Origin of the sequence: Terrabacter sp. NPDC000476 (assembly GCF_040300125.1) — a bacterium.
Lineage (GTDB): Bacteria > Actinomycetota > Actinomycetes > Actinomycetales > Dermatophilaceae > Terrabacter.
Genome location: NZ_JBEPDF010000001.1, coordinates 354,505 through 369,181, shown reverse-complemented (window position 1 = coordinate 369,181; position 14,677 = coordinate 354,505). Strand labels below are relative to the sequence as shown.

Here is a 14,677-nt window from a genome sequence, read left to right as displayed (position 1 = left end):
CCACATGGCAGATCGAGCACTACGCGGTTCCAACCTCGGCGCGAGGAGCATGGAATCCGACGAGAACGTCGTCCCGAGTGAGCGCCAGCTCACCGTGTACGTCTGCGGGGAGGGCCACCGCACCGAGCTGCCCTTCTCCATCGAGGCCGACGTGCCCCCCACGTGGGAGTGCCGCTGCGGTCTCGACGCCAAGCTCCAGGGCGGCGGCCCCGAGCCCGAGGCCAAGCCGGTCAAGCACCAGCGCAGCCACTGGGACATGCTGCTCGAGCGCCGCTCGATCCCCGAGCTCGAGGAGCTCCTGGAGGAGCGCCTGAGCCTGCTGCGCGAGTCGCGGGGCGAGAAGCCCCGCCGCCGCAAGACCGCCTGACCTCACCCACAGACCCCTGCAGGGAGCCCGCCCCGTTCGTGGAGGCGGGCTCTTTGCGTGTCCGGGGCCGTATGCCGGGTGCCCCAGTCGGGCGCGGGCGGCTCAGTCCTCGTCGATGATCTCGCCCTCGACGACCTCGTCGGCCCGGCTCCGCGGGGCCTGCCCGGGCGTTCCCGTCACGGTGGGGCCGCCGAAGCGGCCGGCCTGCGCGACGAGGCGGCGCGAGATGACGGCGGCGAGCAGGTTCCGGGCGACGGGCCGCACGAAGGGCAGCACGAGCACGAGCCCGACGACGTCGGTGACGAAGCCCGGCAGGAGCAGCAGCGCCCCGCCCACGAGCACGACGATCCCGTCGGCGATCTCGCGGGCCGGCATCCGTCCGCTGCGCACGGCCTGCTCGAGCGCCCGCCAGGCACGCCCGCCCTCACGGCGGATGAGCCAGGCGCCGAGGAGCGAGGTGCCGACGAGCACGAGGAAGGTCGGCCACCCGCCGATGGCGTTGCCGACGGCGACGATGACGACGATCTCGACGACGGGCAGCAGGAGCAGGCCGACGATCGCGAGGCGCGTCAGCCGCAGCCGGCGGCCCCGAAGCGGCCCGGAGGGAGGACCGGACGGCGTGCTCACGACCGCTCCCCTGCCGGCACCCGGTCGCGCACGCGGCTCGTGACTGCGCGCAGCTGGCCGAGTCGGTGCTCGACGCCCCAGCGGGTGACGCTCGTCAGCGCCTCACGGACGATGTCCTGCCCCATCTTCGAGACGCCGACCTGGCGCTCGACGAAGGTGATCGGCACCTCGACGACGGTGAGGCCGGCGCGCACGGCGCGCAGGGTCAGGTCGATCTGGAAGCAGTAGCCCTGCGACTCGACGCCCTCGAGGCCCATGGCCCGCAGGGCGCCGGTGCGGTACGCGCGGTAGCCGGCCGTTGCGTCGTTGACGTGCATGCCGAGCAGCACCTTGGTGTAGACGTTGGCGCCGACGGAGAGCACCTTGCGGTGGGCCGGCCAGTTGCGCACCTCCCCGCCGCGCACCCAGCGGGCGCCGATGACGACGTCGGCCTCGGCGAGCGCGGCGAGGAGCGAGGGCAGCTGCTCGGGCAGGTGCGAGCCGTCCGCGTCCATCTCGACGGCCGCGTCGTAGCCTTCCTCGAGGGCGATCGCGAAGCCGGCCAGGTAGGCCTTGCCGAGCCCCTCCTTGGCGGTGCGGTGCACGACCCGCACGTGCGGGTCGGCCGCGGCGAGGGCGTCGGCGACCTCACCGGTGCCGTCGGGCGAGCCGTCGTCGAGCACGATGACGTCGGCCGTGGGCACGCTGGCGCGCACCCGCGCCACGATGCCGGGCAGGTTCTCCCGCTCGTCGTACGTCGGGATGAGCACGGCCACCCTCGTCACCGGCTCACGCTGCGTCGTCGTCATCCTCGTCCTTCGTCTCGTCCGGCCCGGCCGGGCGGGTGGTGCGGGTGGTGCGGGTGCTCAGCAGGAGCAGGGTCAGCAGGGCGCCGGCGGCCACCCACTCCGGGGCCTCCCCCAGCCTGGTGGCCAGGGTCGTGGAGTCCCGCAATGGTAGGGCGCCACGCACGACCGCCTGTGTGAACAACGACGTCACCTGGTGCGCGGTTCCGTCGGGCGTGATGAGGGCGCTCTGGCCCACCGTCGAGACGTGCACGACCGAGCGCCCCGCCTCCATGGCGCGCAGCCGGCTGATGGCGAGCTGCTGCGGCGACTCGGCCGTGTAGCCGAAGGTGGCGTTGTTGGTCTGCACGACGAGCACGTTGGCGCCGGCCTCGACGACGTCGCGCATGATGTCGTCGTAGGCGACCTCGAAGCAGATCGCGATGCCGGCGCGGATCTCGGTGCCGTCGGACGATGTCACCGGAAACACCCCGGGGGCGGGACCGGGCACGAAGTCGCGGGTCACGAGGTCGACCTCGGCGCTGAACTGCCGCCAGAAGGCGCGGTTCGGGATGTACTCGGCGAACGGCACGGGGTGGCGCTTGACGTAGCGCGCGGTGTTGCCGCGCCCCGGCTCGAAGAGCAGGGCGACGTTGGAGACGAAGCCCACCGGCTCCTCGAGCAGGCCACCGACGACGAGGGGCCGGCCGAGCGTGGCGACCGTGTCGAGGATCTCGGCCTTGGCGTCGGCGTTGCGCAGCGGGTCGATGTCGGACGCGTTCTCGGGCCACACGACGAGGTCGGGGGCGGGCGCACGGCCGGCCGCGACGTCCTGCTGCGCGGCGAGGGTCGCCGCCACGTGGTTGTCGAGCACCTGCCGGCGCTCGGCGTTGAAGTCGAGCCCGGGGCGGGCGACGTTGCCCTGCACCCCGAGGAACTGCGCGCTCGGGCCGTCGGTGGGCAGCAGCACGGCGAGCCCGACGAGACCCAGCACGAGCGCACCCGCCACCGGCAGCAGGACCCGGCGTGCCGGCATCCCTGCTCGGCGGGCGGACGGGTCACGCAGCAGCCGCTGCACCCCGAGGGCGAGCAGGCCACCGCCGAGGGCGATGACGAAGCCGACGAAGGGCGCCCCGCCCACGGCCACGAGGCGGCCGAAGGGTGCGTCGGCCTGGCCGAAGGCGAGCTTGAGCCACGGGAAGCCGCCGTAGGGCGCGCGGGCGCGGAAGCCCTCGGTGACGACCCAGACGAGCGCGAGGGCGAGCGGGCGCACGCTGCCGCCGCGGGTCAGCCAGCCGTAGAGGCCACCGGCGACCGCGATGAAGAGGGCCTCGAGCGTGGCCAGCGCGATCCACGGCAGCGAGCCGACGTAGATGCCCGACCAGCTGAGCGTCGGCACGAAGAAGACGAGGCCACTGGCGAGGCCGAGGGCGGCGCCCCGGCGCAGGCCCGCGCCGGCCCACGCCCACGCCCAGAGCGCGAGCGCGACGGGCGCGGCGACCCACACGTCGAACGTGGGGAACGCGAGGCAGAGCACCCCACCGCCGAGCAGGGAGAGAAGGAGACGCCGCACGGGGTTCACCGTATGCGGTGCGGCGCGCGGGCCTGCGCTCAGGGCACGACGACGACGCCGCGCGCGGTCGTCGCGACGATCGGCGGGTCGAGCATCTCGGCGGCGGAGGCGCCGCGCTCGGAGTTGCCCCGCCCGACGACGCGCACCTCGAAGTCCATCTCGCGCGAGCGGGTGCCGACGCGCACGATCTCGGCCGAGATCTCGATGACGTCTCCGGCGGTGATCCGGGAGCGGAACTGGACGTCGCTGTAGGAGGCGAAGAGGCCCTCGTCGCCGTCCGTGACGATGCACATCTCGGTCGCGACGTCGCCGAAGGCCGCGAGCGAGTAGGCGCCGTCGACGAGGTTGCCCGCGTAGTGGGCGTGGCCGTAGGGCACGTAGCGGCGGTGCGTGATGCGCAGTCCGACCTTCGCCTTCGTCAGCGCGGCCGGCGTCGTCGCCTCGTCGGCCGGGATCGTCGGGCCGGTGGCGGTCAGGGGCGTGTCGGGGCCCTCGGGGGTCTCGGGGGTCGGTGCGCTCACTTCTTGCCCTTCCGGAGGCCGATCTCGTGCACGAGGTAGCTGGCGACCTCGCCGGGTGTCGTGCCCCGGCCGAAGATGCGGTCCACGCCGAGCGCCGACTCCGAGCCGTCCTCGAAGCGCGGCCCGCCGACGATGAGGACGGGCACCTGCCCTGCCGGGTACGCCTCGCGGAACGCGGCCGACATCTGGGTCGTGTTGTGGATGTGGGCGTCCTTCTGCGTCACGACCTGGCTCACGAGCACGGCGTCCGCCTTCTCGGCGCGGGCCCGGGCGACGAGGTCGGGAACGAGCACCTGGGCGCCGAGGTTGACGACGCGGATCTCGCGGTAGTACTCGAGGCCCTTCTCGCCGGCGAAGCCCTTGATGTTGAGGATCGCGTCGATGCCGACGGTGTGGGCGTCGGTGCCGATGCAGGCGCCCACGACGACGAGCTTGCGGCGCAGCTGCCTGCGGATCGCCAGGTTCGCGTCCTTGGCGGAGAGCAGCGGGTACTCGCGCTCGACGACGTGCACGTCGTCGAGGTTGACCAGGTGCGTCGTGCTGCCGTAGACGACGAAGAAGGTGAAGTCGGGGCCCATCGGCTTGGCGTGCACGAGCAGGGCCGGGTCGAGGCCCATCTTGCGGGCGAGCTGCAGGGCCGCGCCCTCCGCCAACTTGTCGTGAGGCAGCGGCAGCGTGAACGACATCTGCACCATGCCGTCACCGGTCGTGTCGCCGTAGGGGCGGATGACGGTGCCCTGCGAGCTCGCCTGCGGGGCCTGCGGTGCCTGCGGTGCGCTGGTCATCGGGTCGCCTTCCGCTCGGGGGGCGTCCACGCGTCGAGCGCGGTGATCGCAGGGTTGTCGTAGTCGTCGGCACGGCGGACGACGCCGTCGAGGCCCTTGCCGGCCGTGGCCGGGCGCTTCATGAGGCCGAAGGTGCCGTCGGCGATGGCGGCGAGCAGCGGCGCGTCGCCGTCGGCGTCCGTGTCGCTGACGATGCGGTCGAGCAGGTCCACGGCCTCGGAGAGCACCTGCCGGGCCCGGGTCTGGATGTAGCCGTCGCGCGGCGGGTGGAAGTCCTCGGTGAGCCCGCTCGCGGCGTTCATGACGTAGCGGACGTTCTGCAGGGCGAGGTCGCGGTCGGAGAGGAACGGCGTCACGACGGCCTCGGTCATCATCCCGACGAGCAGGATGCCCTGGCCCGTCATCGCCCCGACGAGGTTGAAGAAGCCGTCGAGCAGGTAGCCGCGGAAGACGTCACCGGTCATGTGCTTCGTCGGCGGCATCCACTTCAGCGGTGCGTCGGGGAAGAGCTGGCGGGCGAGCAGCGCGTGGGCGAGCTCCATCCGGAAGCTGTCGGGGATCTCGGGGTTGATCTCGAAGGCGTGGCCGAGGCCGAGCTGCCAGTCCTCGAGGCCGGCCTCCTTGGCGAAGCGCTCGTTGAGCAGCTGGCTCACCGTCACGGTGTGCGCGGCCTCGACGGCGTCGGCCGTCGTCAGGTAGTTGTCCTCGCCCGTGTTGATGATGATGCCGGCGCGGGCGTGCACCTGGCGCGAGAAGCGCTGGTCGACGAAGGTGCGGATCGGGTTGATGTCGCGGAAGAGGATGCCGTACATCGAGTCGTTGAGCATCATGTCGAGACGCTCCATGCCGGCGAGCGCCGCGATCTCGGGCATGCAGAGGCCGGAGGCGTAGTTCGTCAGCCGCACGTAGCGGCCGAGCTCCTTGCTGACGTCGTCGAGCGCGGCCCGCATGAGCCGGAAGTTCTCCTGCGTGGCATACGTGCCGGCGAAGCCCTCGCGGGTGGCACCTTCGGGCACGTAGTCGAGCAGCGACTGCCCCGTCGAGCGGATGACGGCGATGACGTCGGCGCCCTCGCGGGCGGCGGCCTGGGCCTGCGGGATGTCCTCGTAGATGTCGCCCGTCGCGACGATGAGGTAGATCCACGGCTTGGTCCTCGGGTCGCCGTGCCGCTTGACGAGGCGGTCGCGGGTGGCGCGCGAGCGGTCGATGGTGCGCAGGCCGGCGCCGACGCCCTTCGTCGCGGCGCGCCGGGCGGCCGCCGCCTCGCGACCAGCGGGCAGGCGGAAGGAGACGTTGCCGCTCGCGGCCTTCTGGGCGAGCGTCGTGAGGTCGGGCGCCTCGCCGCGCAGGAGGGCGTCGTAGACGGGCGTCGTGACGCCGTGCTCCAGACCGACCTCGTCGCGGACGGCGGTCACGAGGTGGTTGACCCACGGCACGCGCTCGTGGTCGGCACCCGCGAGCCCCGCGAGCCGCAGCGTGGCGCGCTCGACCGAGACGGTCGTGTGGCTCTGGGCGATCCGCACGACCGGCGCGGCGGCCTTGCGCGCGAGCGAGCGGGCGCGGCGGACGACGGCGGGGTCGAGCTCGAGCAGGGGCTGGGTGCGGCTCATGCGTCCGATCCTGCCGACCCGGAGGTCTCCGCGGCCAGCCGGCCCTCGAAGAGGTCGCGGACCGCGGGCACCTCACGCACGAGCCGCAGGGCGGTCTCGGCGTGCCCGGGCACGTAGCCGTTGCCGACGAGCATCCGCACGTCGGCGGCGAGCCCCTCGGCGCCAAGCGCGGCGGCGGCGAAGTTCGTGGCCATGCTGAAGAAGATGATCGTGCCGCCCTGGGCCGTGGCGAGGATCGCGGGCTGCTCGCAGCCCGGCACGTCGACGCAGACGACCGTCACGTCGGCCGGACCGCCCGCCGACTCGACCGCCGCGGCGAGCCCCAGGGGCGAGCGGGCGTCGGCGAGGACGACCGCGTCGGCGAGACCGCTGCGCTCGAGCACGTCCCGCTCGCGCTCGACCGGGACGACGCCGATCGTGCGCCCGGCGCCGGCGGCCCGCGCGGCGGCGAGCGAGAGCGAGCCGGACTTGCCGGCCCCGCCGAGGACGGCCACGGTCGGGGCGACGCCACGAGCCGCATACTCCCCCACGACCCGCTCGACGAGGGCCGGCGCACCGCACACGTCCATGACCATGAGCGCGAGGTGCGGGTCGAGGTCGTCGGGCAGCGTCGCGGCGATGCTGCGCCCGAAGAGGATCGCGTGACCGGCCGCGGGCACCTGCTCGGAGAGGCCGTCCCAGCGCTCGAGCCCGTCGGTGACCGCGAGCGGCGTCAGCGAGAGGGAGACGAGCGTCGCGACCCGGTCGCCCACCGCGAGGCCGAGCGGGCTGTCGGGGCCCACGGCGTCGACGGTGCCGATGAGCATCCCGCCCGAACCGGTGACCGGGTTCTGCATCTTCCCGCGCGTCGCGACGATGTCGAGCACCTCCGCACGCACCGCGGCCCCGTCGACGCGGCCGTCGCGCGTGTGCTTGCCGGCGAGCTGGCGGTACGACGCGGCGTCGAGGTTGAGCGTGTCGACGGCGATCCGCACCTCGTCGTCCCACAGCTCGGCGCGCGCGTCGAGGCGCTGCGCCGCCTGCGGCAGGGTGACGGCGTCGCCCGTGGGCTCGAGCACGCGGTGCAGGCCCACGGGCGACGACACGCGGGCGTCGCGGTCGCGTTCCGGGGCGGCGGTCGGCGTCGGGTCAGACACGATCACAAATCCTTCTGTCTGGGTGGGAGGGAGCCGGAAATCCTGCGCCAGCATAGGGCAGTGGATTCTGCATCTTCATCGATCTGTGGTACTGACGTGTTTGAGCGGTGCCCCCGGCGCGGTTAGGGTTGCCCGCATGAGCAAGGTTGAGCAGCCCTACGCGTACCGTCGACGCGAGCTCGTCGAGCCCGACTGGACGCGCTTCCCGGGCTGGGCCGGCGTCACGCAGGCCAACTGGGACGACGCCCAGTGGCAGCGGGTCAACTGTGTCAGGAACATCAAGCAGTTGCGAGCGCTGATGGGCGACCTGCTCGACGACCGCTTCTACGACGACCTCGCCCGCGACCAGGCCGAGCGCGCGACGATGTCGATGCTCGTGCCTCCGCAGATGCTCAACACGATGGTCCCCTCGACCGACACGGCGATGCCGTCGGCGGGGCACGACTTCACCGAGGCCTTCTACGCCGACCCGATCCGGCACTACATGCTCCCGGTCTTCTCCGACCGCCGCACCGACTGGCCGTCGCACCCGCACGCATCGCGCGACTCGCTCCACGAGCACGACATGTGGGTCGCCGAGGGCCTGACGCACCGCTACCCGACGAAGGTGCTCGCCGAGCTGCTGCCGACGTGCCCGCAGTACTGCGGCCACTGCACGCGCATGGACCTCGTCGGCAACTCGACGCCCCAGGTCGCCAAGCTGAAGTTCGACCTCAAGCCCGTCGACCGGTATGCCGCCATGCTCGACTACCTGCGCACCTCCCCCGTCGTGCGCGACGTCGTCGTCTCTGGTGGCGACGTCGCGAACATGCCGTGGAAGAACCTCGAGGCCTTCCTCGACCAGCTCCTCGAGATCGACAACATCCGCGACATCCGGCTCGCGACCAAGGCCCTCATGGGCCTGCCGCAGCACTGGTTCGCCGAGGACGTCGTCGAGGGCGTGGCGCGGGTGTCGGCCAAGGCCCGCGCGCGCGGCGTGTCGCTCGCGATCCACACGCACGTCAACAACGCCCAGTCGGTCACGCCGTCGGTGGCGCGGGCCGCCAAGGCGATGCTCGACGCCGGTGTCCGCGACGTGCGCAACCAGGGCGTGCTCATGCGCGGCGTCAACGACACGACCGAGCAGCTGCTCGACCTCTGCTTCGCGCTCGCCGACGGCGCCTCGATCACGCCGTACTACTTCTACATGTGCGACATGATCCCGTTCTCGGAGCACTGGCGGCTCTCGCTCGCCGAGGCGCAGCACCTCCAGCACTCGATGATGGGCTACCTCCCGGGCTTCTCGACGCCGCGCATCGTCTGCGACGTGCCGTTCGTCGGCAAGCGGTGGGTGCACCAGGTGGAGGAGTACGACACCGAGCGCGGGATCTCCTACTGGCGGAAGAACTACCGCACCTCCATCGAGGGCGACGACACCGAGGCCCTGTCGCGCGAGTACGTCTACTACGACCCGATCTACACGCTGCCCGAGGCCGGGCAGCAGTGGTGGCACGCATCGGTCGACCACGAGTCGGTGCTCGCCGAGGCCTCCTCGCAGGCCGCGACGAGCCGGGCCGCTGCCGAGTCGCAGCTCGTCCCCTGAGGCCCGGCCGTGGCGCTGGGTCTGCTCGAGCTGTGCATCGACGCGCGTGACCCCGAGCGCCTCGCCGCGTTCTGGGCGGGCCTGCTCCGTCGGGACGTCTCGGCGGACGGGCGCACCGTGCTCCCATCGCACGACACGGAGTTCGCGCTGCGGTTCCTCCCCTCCGACGCGGACAAGGACGGCCTCAACCAGGTGCACCTGCACCTGACGAGCGACACCGACGACCAGTCGGCCACCGTCGCGCGCGCCCTGGCGCTGGGCGCCACGCACCTCGACGTCGGGCAGCGTCCCGACGAGGGGCACGTCGTGCTCGCCGATCCCGAGGGCAACGAGCTGTGCGTCATCGAGGCGGGCAACGCCTACCTCGCCGGCTGCGGGTTCCTCGGCGAGCTCGCCTGCGACGGCACCGAGGAGGTCGGGCACTTCTGGAGCGCCGCGCTCGGCTGGCAGCTCGTCTGGGACCAGGACGGCGAGACGGCGATCCAGTCACCGGCAGGCGGGGCCAAGGTGGCGTGGGGCGGTCCGCCCGTGCGCCCGAAGACCGGTCGCAACCGGATGCACCTGCACCTCACGCCGGTGGCGGATCCGGGGGCTGGCGCGCCGGGCGGTGTCGAGGTGGAGGTGGCGCGTCTCGTCGCGCTCGGAGCCGTCCGGCTCGGTGCCGGTGAGGACGCCGGCGCCGTGTCGCTCGCCGACCCCGACGGCAACGAGCTCTGCGTCGTCCCCGGCTAGACCCGTCGCGTGGTGGAGCCGGCACCTGCTCCCCCGACCGACGACCGTCGGTCATCGCGCCTCCCTCGGTGCCCCGGCCGCCGCCCGTTCGCCGGCGCCCGGCCACCGCCCGAGTGACGAGCAACGGTCGTCCGTATGCGGTCGGCGGGCCTCAGCGCCCCGAGTTGCGCGGGTGCCGGCGCTCCCGGCGCTTGTTGCCGCGCCGGTAGTTGCCGGTGAGGCGCGCCATCAGCTCCTGCGGGTCCTCGCCCTGCACGTCCTCGAGGAACTCGGCCGCCCGCCGGCCCCGCAGCGTCGTCGCCGGCCGGCCGTGGTGCGTGATGACGACGTCCTCGCCGCGCGCGACGTGGTCGAATCCGTGGGGTGAGGGCACGCGCCGAACCCTAGCGACCCACGCACGTCGGCACCACGCGGTTTCGCCCGCCGCTTTGCGCCCTGCGCCGATCGGTGGCCGTCGGGGCTCGGGGATCGTCGACGCGCACGTAGACTGCCGCGGTGACTGCGCGCGCCCGACATCCCCGCCCGGGCGAGGGCCCGTCCACCCCGGCCACCGTGGCCCTCGACCGGGCCGGCATCGCCTACACGCGCCACGCCTACGACCACGACCCGGCCGCGGCGAGCTACGGCCTCGAGGCCGCGACGGCGCTGGGCGTCGACCCGGGCCGGGTCTTCAAGACGCTGCTCGTCGACACCGGCCGCGGCGGCGCTGCAGGCCTCGCCGTCGGCATCGTCCCCGTCGACGGCCAGCTCGACCTCAAGGCCGTGGCCGCCGCGCTGGGCGTCAAGGGCGTCACGATGGCCGACCCCGCGGCCGCCGAGCGCAGCACCGGCTACGTCGTGGGCGGCATCTCCCCCGTCGGGCAGAAGCGCGCCCTGGCGACGGTGCTCGACGAGACGGCATACGGCTTCGCGACGGTCTTCGTCTCGGGCGGACGGCGCGGCTTCGACATCGAGCTCGCCCCCGGCGACCTCGCCACCGCGACCGGCGCCACCCGCGCCCGGATCGGACGCCCGTGACCCCGCGCACCACCCCGACCACCGCCCCCACGGCCTCCGCCGCTGCCCCGGCCGACGCCCGGGCTGCAGCGCCACGGACGGCCCTCGGCCGCCTGCGGCTCGTCGTCGTGCTCGCCGCGCTGACCATGGTCGGCCCGTTCACCATCGACGCGATCTTCCCGGCGTTCGCCGTCATGACCCGCGAGCTCGACGTCGACGCCGTCGCGATGCAGCAGACGGTCAGCGTCTACCTCGCGGCGTTCGCGGTCGCGAGCCTCTTCCACGGCTCGATGTCCGACGCGCTCGGCCGGCGCCGCGTCATCCTCGCCGGCTGCCTCCTGTATGCCGTCACGAGCGCCCTGTGCGCCCTCGCGCCGAGCATGCCGCTTCTGCTCGGGGCCCGCGCGGCCCAGGGCCTCGTCGCCGGTGCCGGCATGATCGTCGGCCGCACCGTCGTGCGCGACCTGTTCGACGGCGCCCACGCGCAACGCTTCATGAGCCACATCTCGATGATCTTCGCCGTCGCCCCGGCACTCGCGCCGATCGTCGGCGGCTGGATCCTCGGCTGGGGCTCGTGGCGGACCATCTTCTGGGTGCTCGCCGGCTACGGGCTCGTGCTCGTCGTGCTCACGCTGACGTCGCTGCCCGAGACCCACCCGGCGTCACGGCGCGTGCCGTTCCACCCGCGCCCGCTGCTCGCCTCGTTCTTCGCCGCGGCCGGCGACGGGTCGGTGCTGCGGCTCAGCATCGCCATCGCGCTCAACTTCGGCGCGCTCTTCCTCTACATCTCGTCGGCACCGGCGATCGTCGTCGACCACCTCGGCCTCGGCGAGCGCGACTTCGGCGTCCTCTTCGTGCCGCTCGTCGTCACGATGATGGTCGGCTCGTTCCTCACCGGGCGGCTCGCAGGCCGGGTGCGCCAGGGCGTCTTCGTGCTCGCCGGCTTCCTCGTCGCCCTCGCCGGTGGTGTCTTCGCCGTCACCTACCAGGCCCTCGCCCCGGCGCCGGCGCTGCCGTGGACGGTCGTGCCCGTGGCCGCGGCCTCGCTCGGCGTCTCCCTCGTCTTCCCGATCCTCACGATCGCCCTGCTCGACCTCCGGCCGCGCGAGCGCGGCGCCGTGTCGTCGTTCCAGTCCTTCCTCAGCACGTGCGTCAACGCCGTCGTCGCTGGCCTCGTGTCGCCGCTCGTCAGCGGGTCGCTGACGACGCTCGCCGTCGTGGCCGGCAGCATGACGCTGAGCGCGCTCGTGCTCTGGTGGTGGCACCGGCGGCGCCTCATCCGCCGCAACGCCGCGACCGACGTCGTCGTGCCGACGCCGGCGCCCGCACCGACCGACCAGCTCTGAACTGCCCGCGCTGACCGACCAGCTCTGACGACGGGCCCCGGTCAGCGCGAGGCGAGGGCGGCGGCCACCATCCGGTGGCCCTGCGCCTCGAAGCCCTCGTCACCGACGGCATACGACCAGCAGGCGGTGCCGACCGCCTCGCGCAGCCGCGTGCGGAACCACGCCGCCGGGTCTCGCGGGTCGGGCCCGTACCCCTCGAGGAAGGCTGCCTCGAGGGCCGGGTCGCGCAGGAAGTCCTGGGCGGCGAGCCGGGTGAGGTCGGTCATGGCGGGACGCAGGTCGGCCCGGCCGAGGTCGATGACGGCGACGGTGCCGGCGTGGACGAGCCAGTTGCGCGGCTGCCAGTCCCCGTGCGTGGGCACGACGGTCGTCGGCTCGTCGGGCCAGCCGGCGATCTCGGCCCTCAGCTGCTCCTCGACCGGCGCCTCGATGCGGTGCGGCCGGTCGAGCCACGCCAGGGCCTTGGCGTTCTCGCGGCGCTCGTGCTCGGCGTCGACGCGCGAGAGCTGGCCGTGGAGGAGCGCGAGCAGGGCTCCCGCCTGCCGGTAGGTGTCCGGGTCGTCGGCCGCCGGGTCACCGAGCACGAGGCGACCCGGCAGGTAGCGGGTGACGAGGACCTTCGCGCCGGCGTCCGCGTGCACGAGCTCGGGCGCGCGACCCCGCGTCGTCCACGGCGCCGTCCAGCTGTGGTGGGCACGCACCTCGCGGGCGATGTGCCCGTCCTGCTCACCGCCGGCCTTGACGATGAGCCGCCGCCCCTCGTGCACGACCTCGAGCACGGTCGTGGCCACGAGGCCCCAGCCGTGGTCGGCGACGACCTCGGCGCCCGGCAGCCAGCGACCGAGCAGGTCGACCTGGCGTGGCGACAGCCCCGGTACCCCGTCGAACGACATCCGCCGATCGTAGGCGGTGACGCTCGGTGGAACGGCGTCGCCTGCGGCCGGGTCGAGGGTGTCGGCGGGGCCGTTCCGGGCGGTCAGTCGGTCGCGCGCGGCTGGGCGGAGGCGCTGCGGCCCTCCCACGGCGTCGAGAGGACGACGGTCGTGCGCGTCGAGACGCTCCCGGCCGAGCGGATGCGGGCGAGCAGGTCCTCGAGGTCACCGGGCGTCGAGACCCGGACCTTGAGCACGTAGCTCTCCTCCCCCGCGACGGAGTGGCAGTCCTCGATCTCGGTGATGTGCCGCAGCCGTTCGGGCACGTCGTCGGGCGCGCTCGGGTCGAAGGGCGTGACCGAGATGAGCGCGGTGAGCGGCAGGCCGAGCGCCTCGGGCGAGACCTGCGCCGTGTAGCCCGTGACGACCCCGCGCTCCTCGAGACGGCGCACGCGCTGGTGCACCGCCGAGGTCGACAGGCCCGTGGCCTTGCCGAGGTCGGTGTAGCTCATCCGACCGTCGGCGAGCAGGAGGCCGACGAGGCGGCGGTCGAGATCTTCCATGGCCGAACAGTAGACCAGCGCAACACGCCCGGACCGGGCATTCCTCATCCCGGTACGCCGCGCCGGGGAGGCGAGGCGCCCGGGGCCCGGTAGCCTCTCGCCCATGTCGTCCCGTGCTCCCCGGATGCTCCTGCTCGACTCGGCCTCGCTCTACTTCCGGGCCTTCTTCGGCGTGCCCGAGGTCATCGGGCCGAGCGGCGTGCCGACCAACGCCGTGCGCGGCCTGCTCGACATGATCGCCTCGCTCGTCGAGCGTGGTCGCCCCACCCACCTCGTGGCCTGCTGGGACAACGACTGGCGCCCGGCCTTCCGCGTCGAGGCGATCCCCTCGTACAAGGCGCACCGGGTGGCCGAGCCCGGCCCCGACGAGCTCGCGGGCGAGCAGTCGCCCGAGGCCCTCAACGTGCAGGTGCCGATCATCGTCGACGCGCTCGCAGCGCTGGGCATCGCGCGCGTCGGCGTCGACGGCTACGAGGCCGACGACGTCATCGGCACGCTCGCCACGAGCTTCTCCGGCCGGATGCCGGTCGACATCGTCACCGGCGACCGTGACCTCTTCCAGCTCGTGGACGACGCCAACCGGGTGCGGGTGCTCTACACCGCCCGCGGCGGCGTCCGCGCCCCCGACCTCGTCGACGAGGCCTTCCTCGCCGAGAAGTACGGCGTGCCGACCGGCCCTGCCTACGCCGACATGGCGGTGCTGCGCGGCGACACGAGCGACGGCCTGCCCGGCGTGGCCGGCATCGGTGAGAAGACGGCGGCCAAGCTCATCGCGACCTACGGCACCCTCGAGGGGATCCGGGCTGCGGTCGACGGCGGCGACCCCGCCCTCAAGGGTGCCCAGCGGGCCCGCCTCGAGGCGGCCACGGACTACCTCGACGCCGCGCCCCGCGTCGTCGCCGTCGTCAAGGACGCCGCGGTTCCCGACGTCGAGCTCGCCGCGCCGACCGCCGTGGCCGATCCGGCGCTGATGTCCAAGCTGGCCGTCGAGCACGGCCTGACCTCCTCGTTCGACCGCGTCATCAGCGCGCTCGGCATCGAGTAGGGGCCCGGGAGACGGCTGCAACTGCGCCACGGCGCGGTTCCGGCCGGCATACCGGCTCAGGAACGGCTGCAACTGCGCCACGGCGCGGTTCCGGCCGGCATACCGGCTCAGGAACGGCTGCAACTGCGCCACGGCGCGGTTCCGGCCGGCATACCGGC

At 73.4% G+C, this 14,677-nt stretch carries 16 protein-coding genes; 6 read left to right on the top strand and 10 right to left on the bottom strand.

Going from position 1 to position 14,677, the window contains the following annotated elements; translation table 11 throughout:
- Positions 1-4 precede the first annotated feature (4 nt).
- The gene (locus ABT295_RS01700) at positions 5-367 is read left to right on the top strand and encodes an RNA polymerase-binding protein RbpA (RefSeq protein WP_345508829.1); all 363 of its coding nucleotides are present in this window, start codon (positions 5-7) and stop codon (positions 365-367) included.
- A 102-nt stretch (positions 368-469) separates the two neighbouring features.
- Here the strand turns inward: ABT295_RS01700 and ABT295_RS01695 are convergent, their stop codons facing one another.
- The 7 genes from ABT295_RS01695 to kdd are packed head-to-tail and all read right to left on the bottom strand — an operon-like array spanning position 470 to position 7,383.
- On the bottom strand, positions 470-994 hold the full coding sequence (locus ABT295_RS01695) for an FxsA family protein (RefSeq protein WP_352392692.1): 525 nt from the start codon (positions 992-994) through the stop codon (positions 470-472).
- On the bottom strand, positions 991-1,782 hold the full coding sequence (locus ABT295_RS01690) for a polyprenol monophosphomannose synthase (RefSeq protein WP_352392691.1): 792 nt from the start codon (positions 1,780-1,782) through the stop codon (positions 991-993). The genes ABT295_RS01695 and ABT295_RS01690 overlap by 4 nt, the downstream gene beginning before the upstream one ends.
- The gene (lnt, locus tag ABT295_RS01685) at positions 1,763-3,331 is read right to left on the bottom strand and encodes an apolipoprotein N-acyltransferase (protein WP_352392690.1); all 1,569 of its coding nucleotides are present in this window, start codon (positions 3,329-3,331) and stop codon (positions 1,763-1,765) included. The genes ABT295_RS01690 and lnt overlap by 20 nt, the downstream gene beginning before the upstream one ends.
- A 38-nt stretch (positions 3,332-3,369) precedes the next feature.
- Positions 3,370-3,852: a 3-aminobutyryl-CoA ammonia lyase gene (kal, locus tag ABT295_RS01680; protein WP_352392689.1), complete on the bottom strand. Its 483-nt coding sequence runs from the start codon at positions 3,850-3,852 to the stop codon at positions 3,370-3,372.
- The gene (gene kamE, locus ABT295_RS01675; RefSeq protein ID WP_352392688.1) at positions 3,849-4,637 is read right to left on the bottom strand and encodes a lysine 5,6-aminomutase subunit beta; all 789 of its coding nucleotides are present in this window, start codon (positions 4,635-4,637) and stop codon (positions 3,849-3,851) included. The genes kal and kamE overlap by 4 nt, the downstream gene beginning before the upstream one ends.
- Positions 4,634-6,247 (bottom strand): lysine 5,6-aminomutase subunit alpha, encoded by a 1,614-nt coding sequence (gene kamD / locus ABT295_RS01670; RefSeq protein WP_352392687.1) that lies wholly within the window; start codon positions 6,245-6,247, stop codon positions 4,634-4,636. The genes kamE and kamD overlap by 4 nt, the downstream gene beginning before the upstream one ends.
- Positions 6,244-7,383 (bottom strand): L-erythro-3,5-diaminohexanoate dehydrogenase, encoded by a 1,140-nt coding sequence (kdd, locus tag ABT295_RS01665; protein ID WP_352392686.1) that lies wholly within the window; start codon positions 7,381-7,383, stop codon positions 6,244-6,246. Before kdd ends, kamD begins: the two co-directional genes overlap by 4 nt.
- A gap of 136 nt (positions 7,384-7,519) precedes the next feature.
- On the opposite strand from kdd, the gene ABT295_RS01660 reads away from it, so the two are divergent.
- Complete coding sequence (locus ABT295_RS01660) at positions 7,520-8,965, top strand: KamA family radical SAM protein (RefSeq protein WP_352392685.1); 1,446 nt, start codon at positions 7,520-7,522, stop codon at positions 8,963-8,965.
- Positions 8,966-8,974: 9 nt separating this feature from the next.
- The gene (locus ABT295_RS01655) at positions 8,975-9,697 is read left to right on the top strand and encodes a VOC family protein (RefSeq protein WP_352392684.1); all 723 of its coding nucleotides are present in this window, start codon (positions 8,975-8,977) and stop codon (positions 9,695-9,697) included.
- A 151-nt stretch (positions 9,698-9,848) separates the two neighbouring features.
- Here the strand turns inward: ABT295_RS01655 and ABT295_RS01650 are convergent, their stop codons facing one another.
- Positions 9,849-10,070, bottom strand: coding sequence for a hypothetical protein (locus tag ABT295_RS01650; protein WP_352392683.1), 222 nt, complete (start codon positions 10,068-10,070; stop codon positions 9,849-9,851).
- A 122-nt stretch (positions 10,071-10,192) separates the two neighbouring features.
- Here ABT295_RS01650 and ybaK point away from each other — a divergent pair, with 122 nt between their 5' ends.
- Together ybaK and ABT295_RS01640 are read left to right on the top strand one after the other, a co-directional pair.
- Entirely contained in the window at positions 10,193-10,714 is a 522-nt protein-coding gene (gene ybaK, locus ABT295_RS01645) for a Cys-tRNA(Pro) deacylase (RefSeq protein WP_352392682.1), read from the top strand.
- The gene (locus ABT295_RS01640; protein ID WP_352392681.1) at positions 10,711-12,039 is read left to right on the top strand and encodes a multidrug effflux MFS transporter; all 1,329 of its coding nucleotides are present in this window, start codon (positions 10,711-10,713) and stop codon (positions 12,037-12,039) included. Before ybaK ends, ABT295_RS01640 begins: the two co-directional genes overlap by 4 nt.
- 41 nt (positions 12,040-12,080) lie before the next feature.
- Here the strand turns inward: ABT295_RS01640 and ABT295_RS01635 are convergent, their stop codons facing one another.
- Together ABT295_RS01635 and ABT295_RS01630 are read right to left on the bottom strand one after the other, a co-directional pair.
- A complete protein-coding gene (locus ABT295_RS01635) occupies positions 12,081-12,932 on the bottom strand; it encodes an aminoglycoside phosphotransferase family protein (protein WP_352392680.1) in 852 nt (283 codons plus the stop codon).
- Positions 12,933-13,015: 83 nt separating this feature from the next.
- A complete protein-coding gene (locus ABT295_RS01630) occupies positions 13,016-13,474 on the bottom strand; it encodes an Lrp/AsnC family transcriptional regulator (RefSeq protein WP_352392679.1) in 459 nt (152 codons plus the stop codon).
- Positions 13,475-13,577: 103 nt separating this feature from the next.
- Here ABT295_RS01630 and ABT295_RS01625 point away from each other — a divergent pair, with 103 nt between their 5' ends.
- Positions 13,578-14,519, top strand: a complete 942-nt coding sequence (locus tag ABT295_RS01625; protein ID WP_352392678.1) for a 5'-3' exonuclease — start codon at positions 13,578-13,580, stop codon at positions 14,517-14,519.
- Positions 14,520-14,677: the final 158 nt, after the last annotated feature.

Bases quoted from the DNA above. Each gene is read 5' to 3' on its own strand.
- ABT295_RS01700 (WP_345508829.1), top strand. From the start codon at position 5: ATGGCAGATCGAGCACTACGCGGTTCCAACCTCGGCGCGAGGAGCATG.
- ABT295_RS01690 (WP_352392691.1), bottom strand. From the start codon at position 1,782: ATGACGACGACGCAGCGTGAGCCGGTGACGAGGGTGGCCGTGCTCATC.
- kamE (WP_352392688.1), bottom strand. From the start codon at position 4,637: ATGACCAGCGCACCGCAGGCACCGCAGGCCCCGCAGGCGAGCTCGCAG.
- kamD (WP_352392687.1), bottom strand. From the start codon at position 6,247: ATGAGCCGCACCCAGCCCCTGCTCGAGCTCGACCCCGCCGTCGTCCGC.
- ABT295_RS01660 (WP_352392685.1), top strand. From the start codon at position 7,520: ATGAGCAAGGTTGAGCAGCCCTACGCGTACCGTCGACGCGAGCTCGTC.
- ABT295_RS01635 (WP_352392680.1), bottom strand. From the start codon at position 12,932: ATGTCGTTCGACGGGGTACCGGGGCTGTCGCCACGCCAGGTCGACCTG.
- ABT295_RS01630 (WP_352392679.1), bottom strand. From the start codon at position 13,474: ATGGAAGATCTCGACCGCCGCCTCGTCGGCCTCCTGCTCGCCGACGGT.
- ABT295_RS01625 (WP_352392678.1), top strand. From the start codon at position 13,578: ATGTCGTCCCGTGCTCCCCGGATGCTCCTGCTCGACTCGGCCTCGCTC.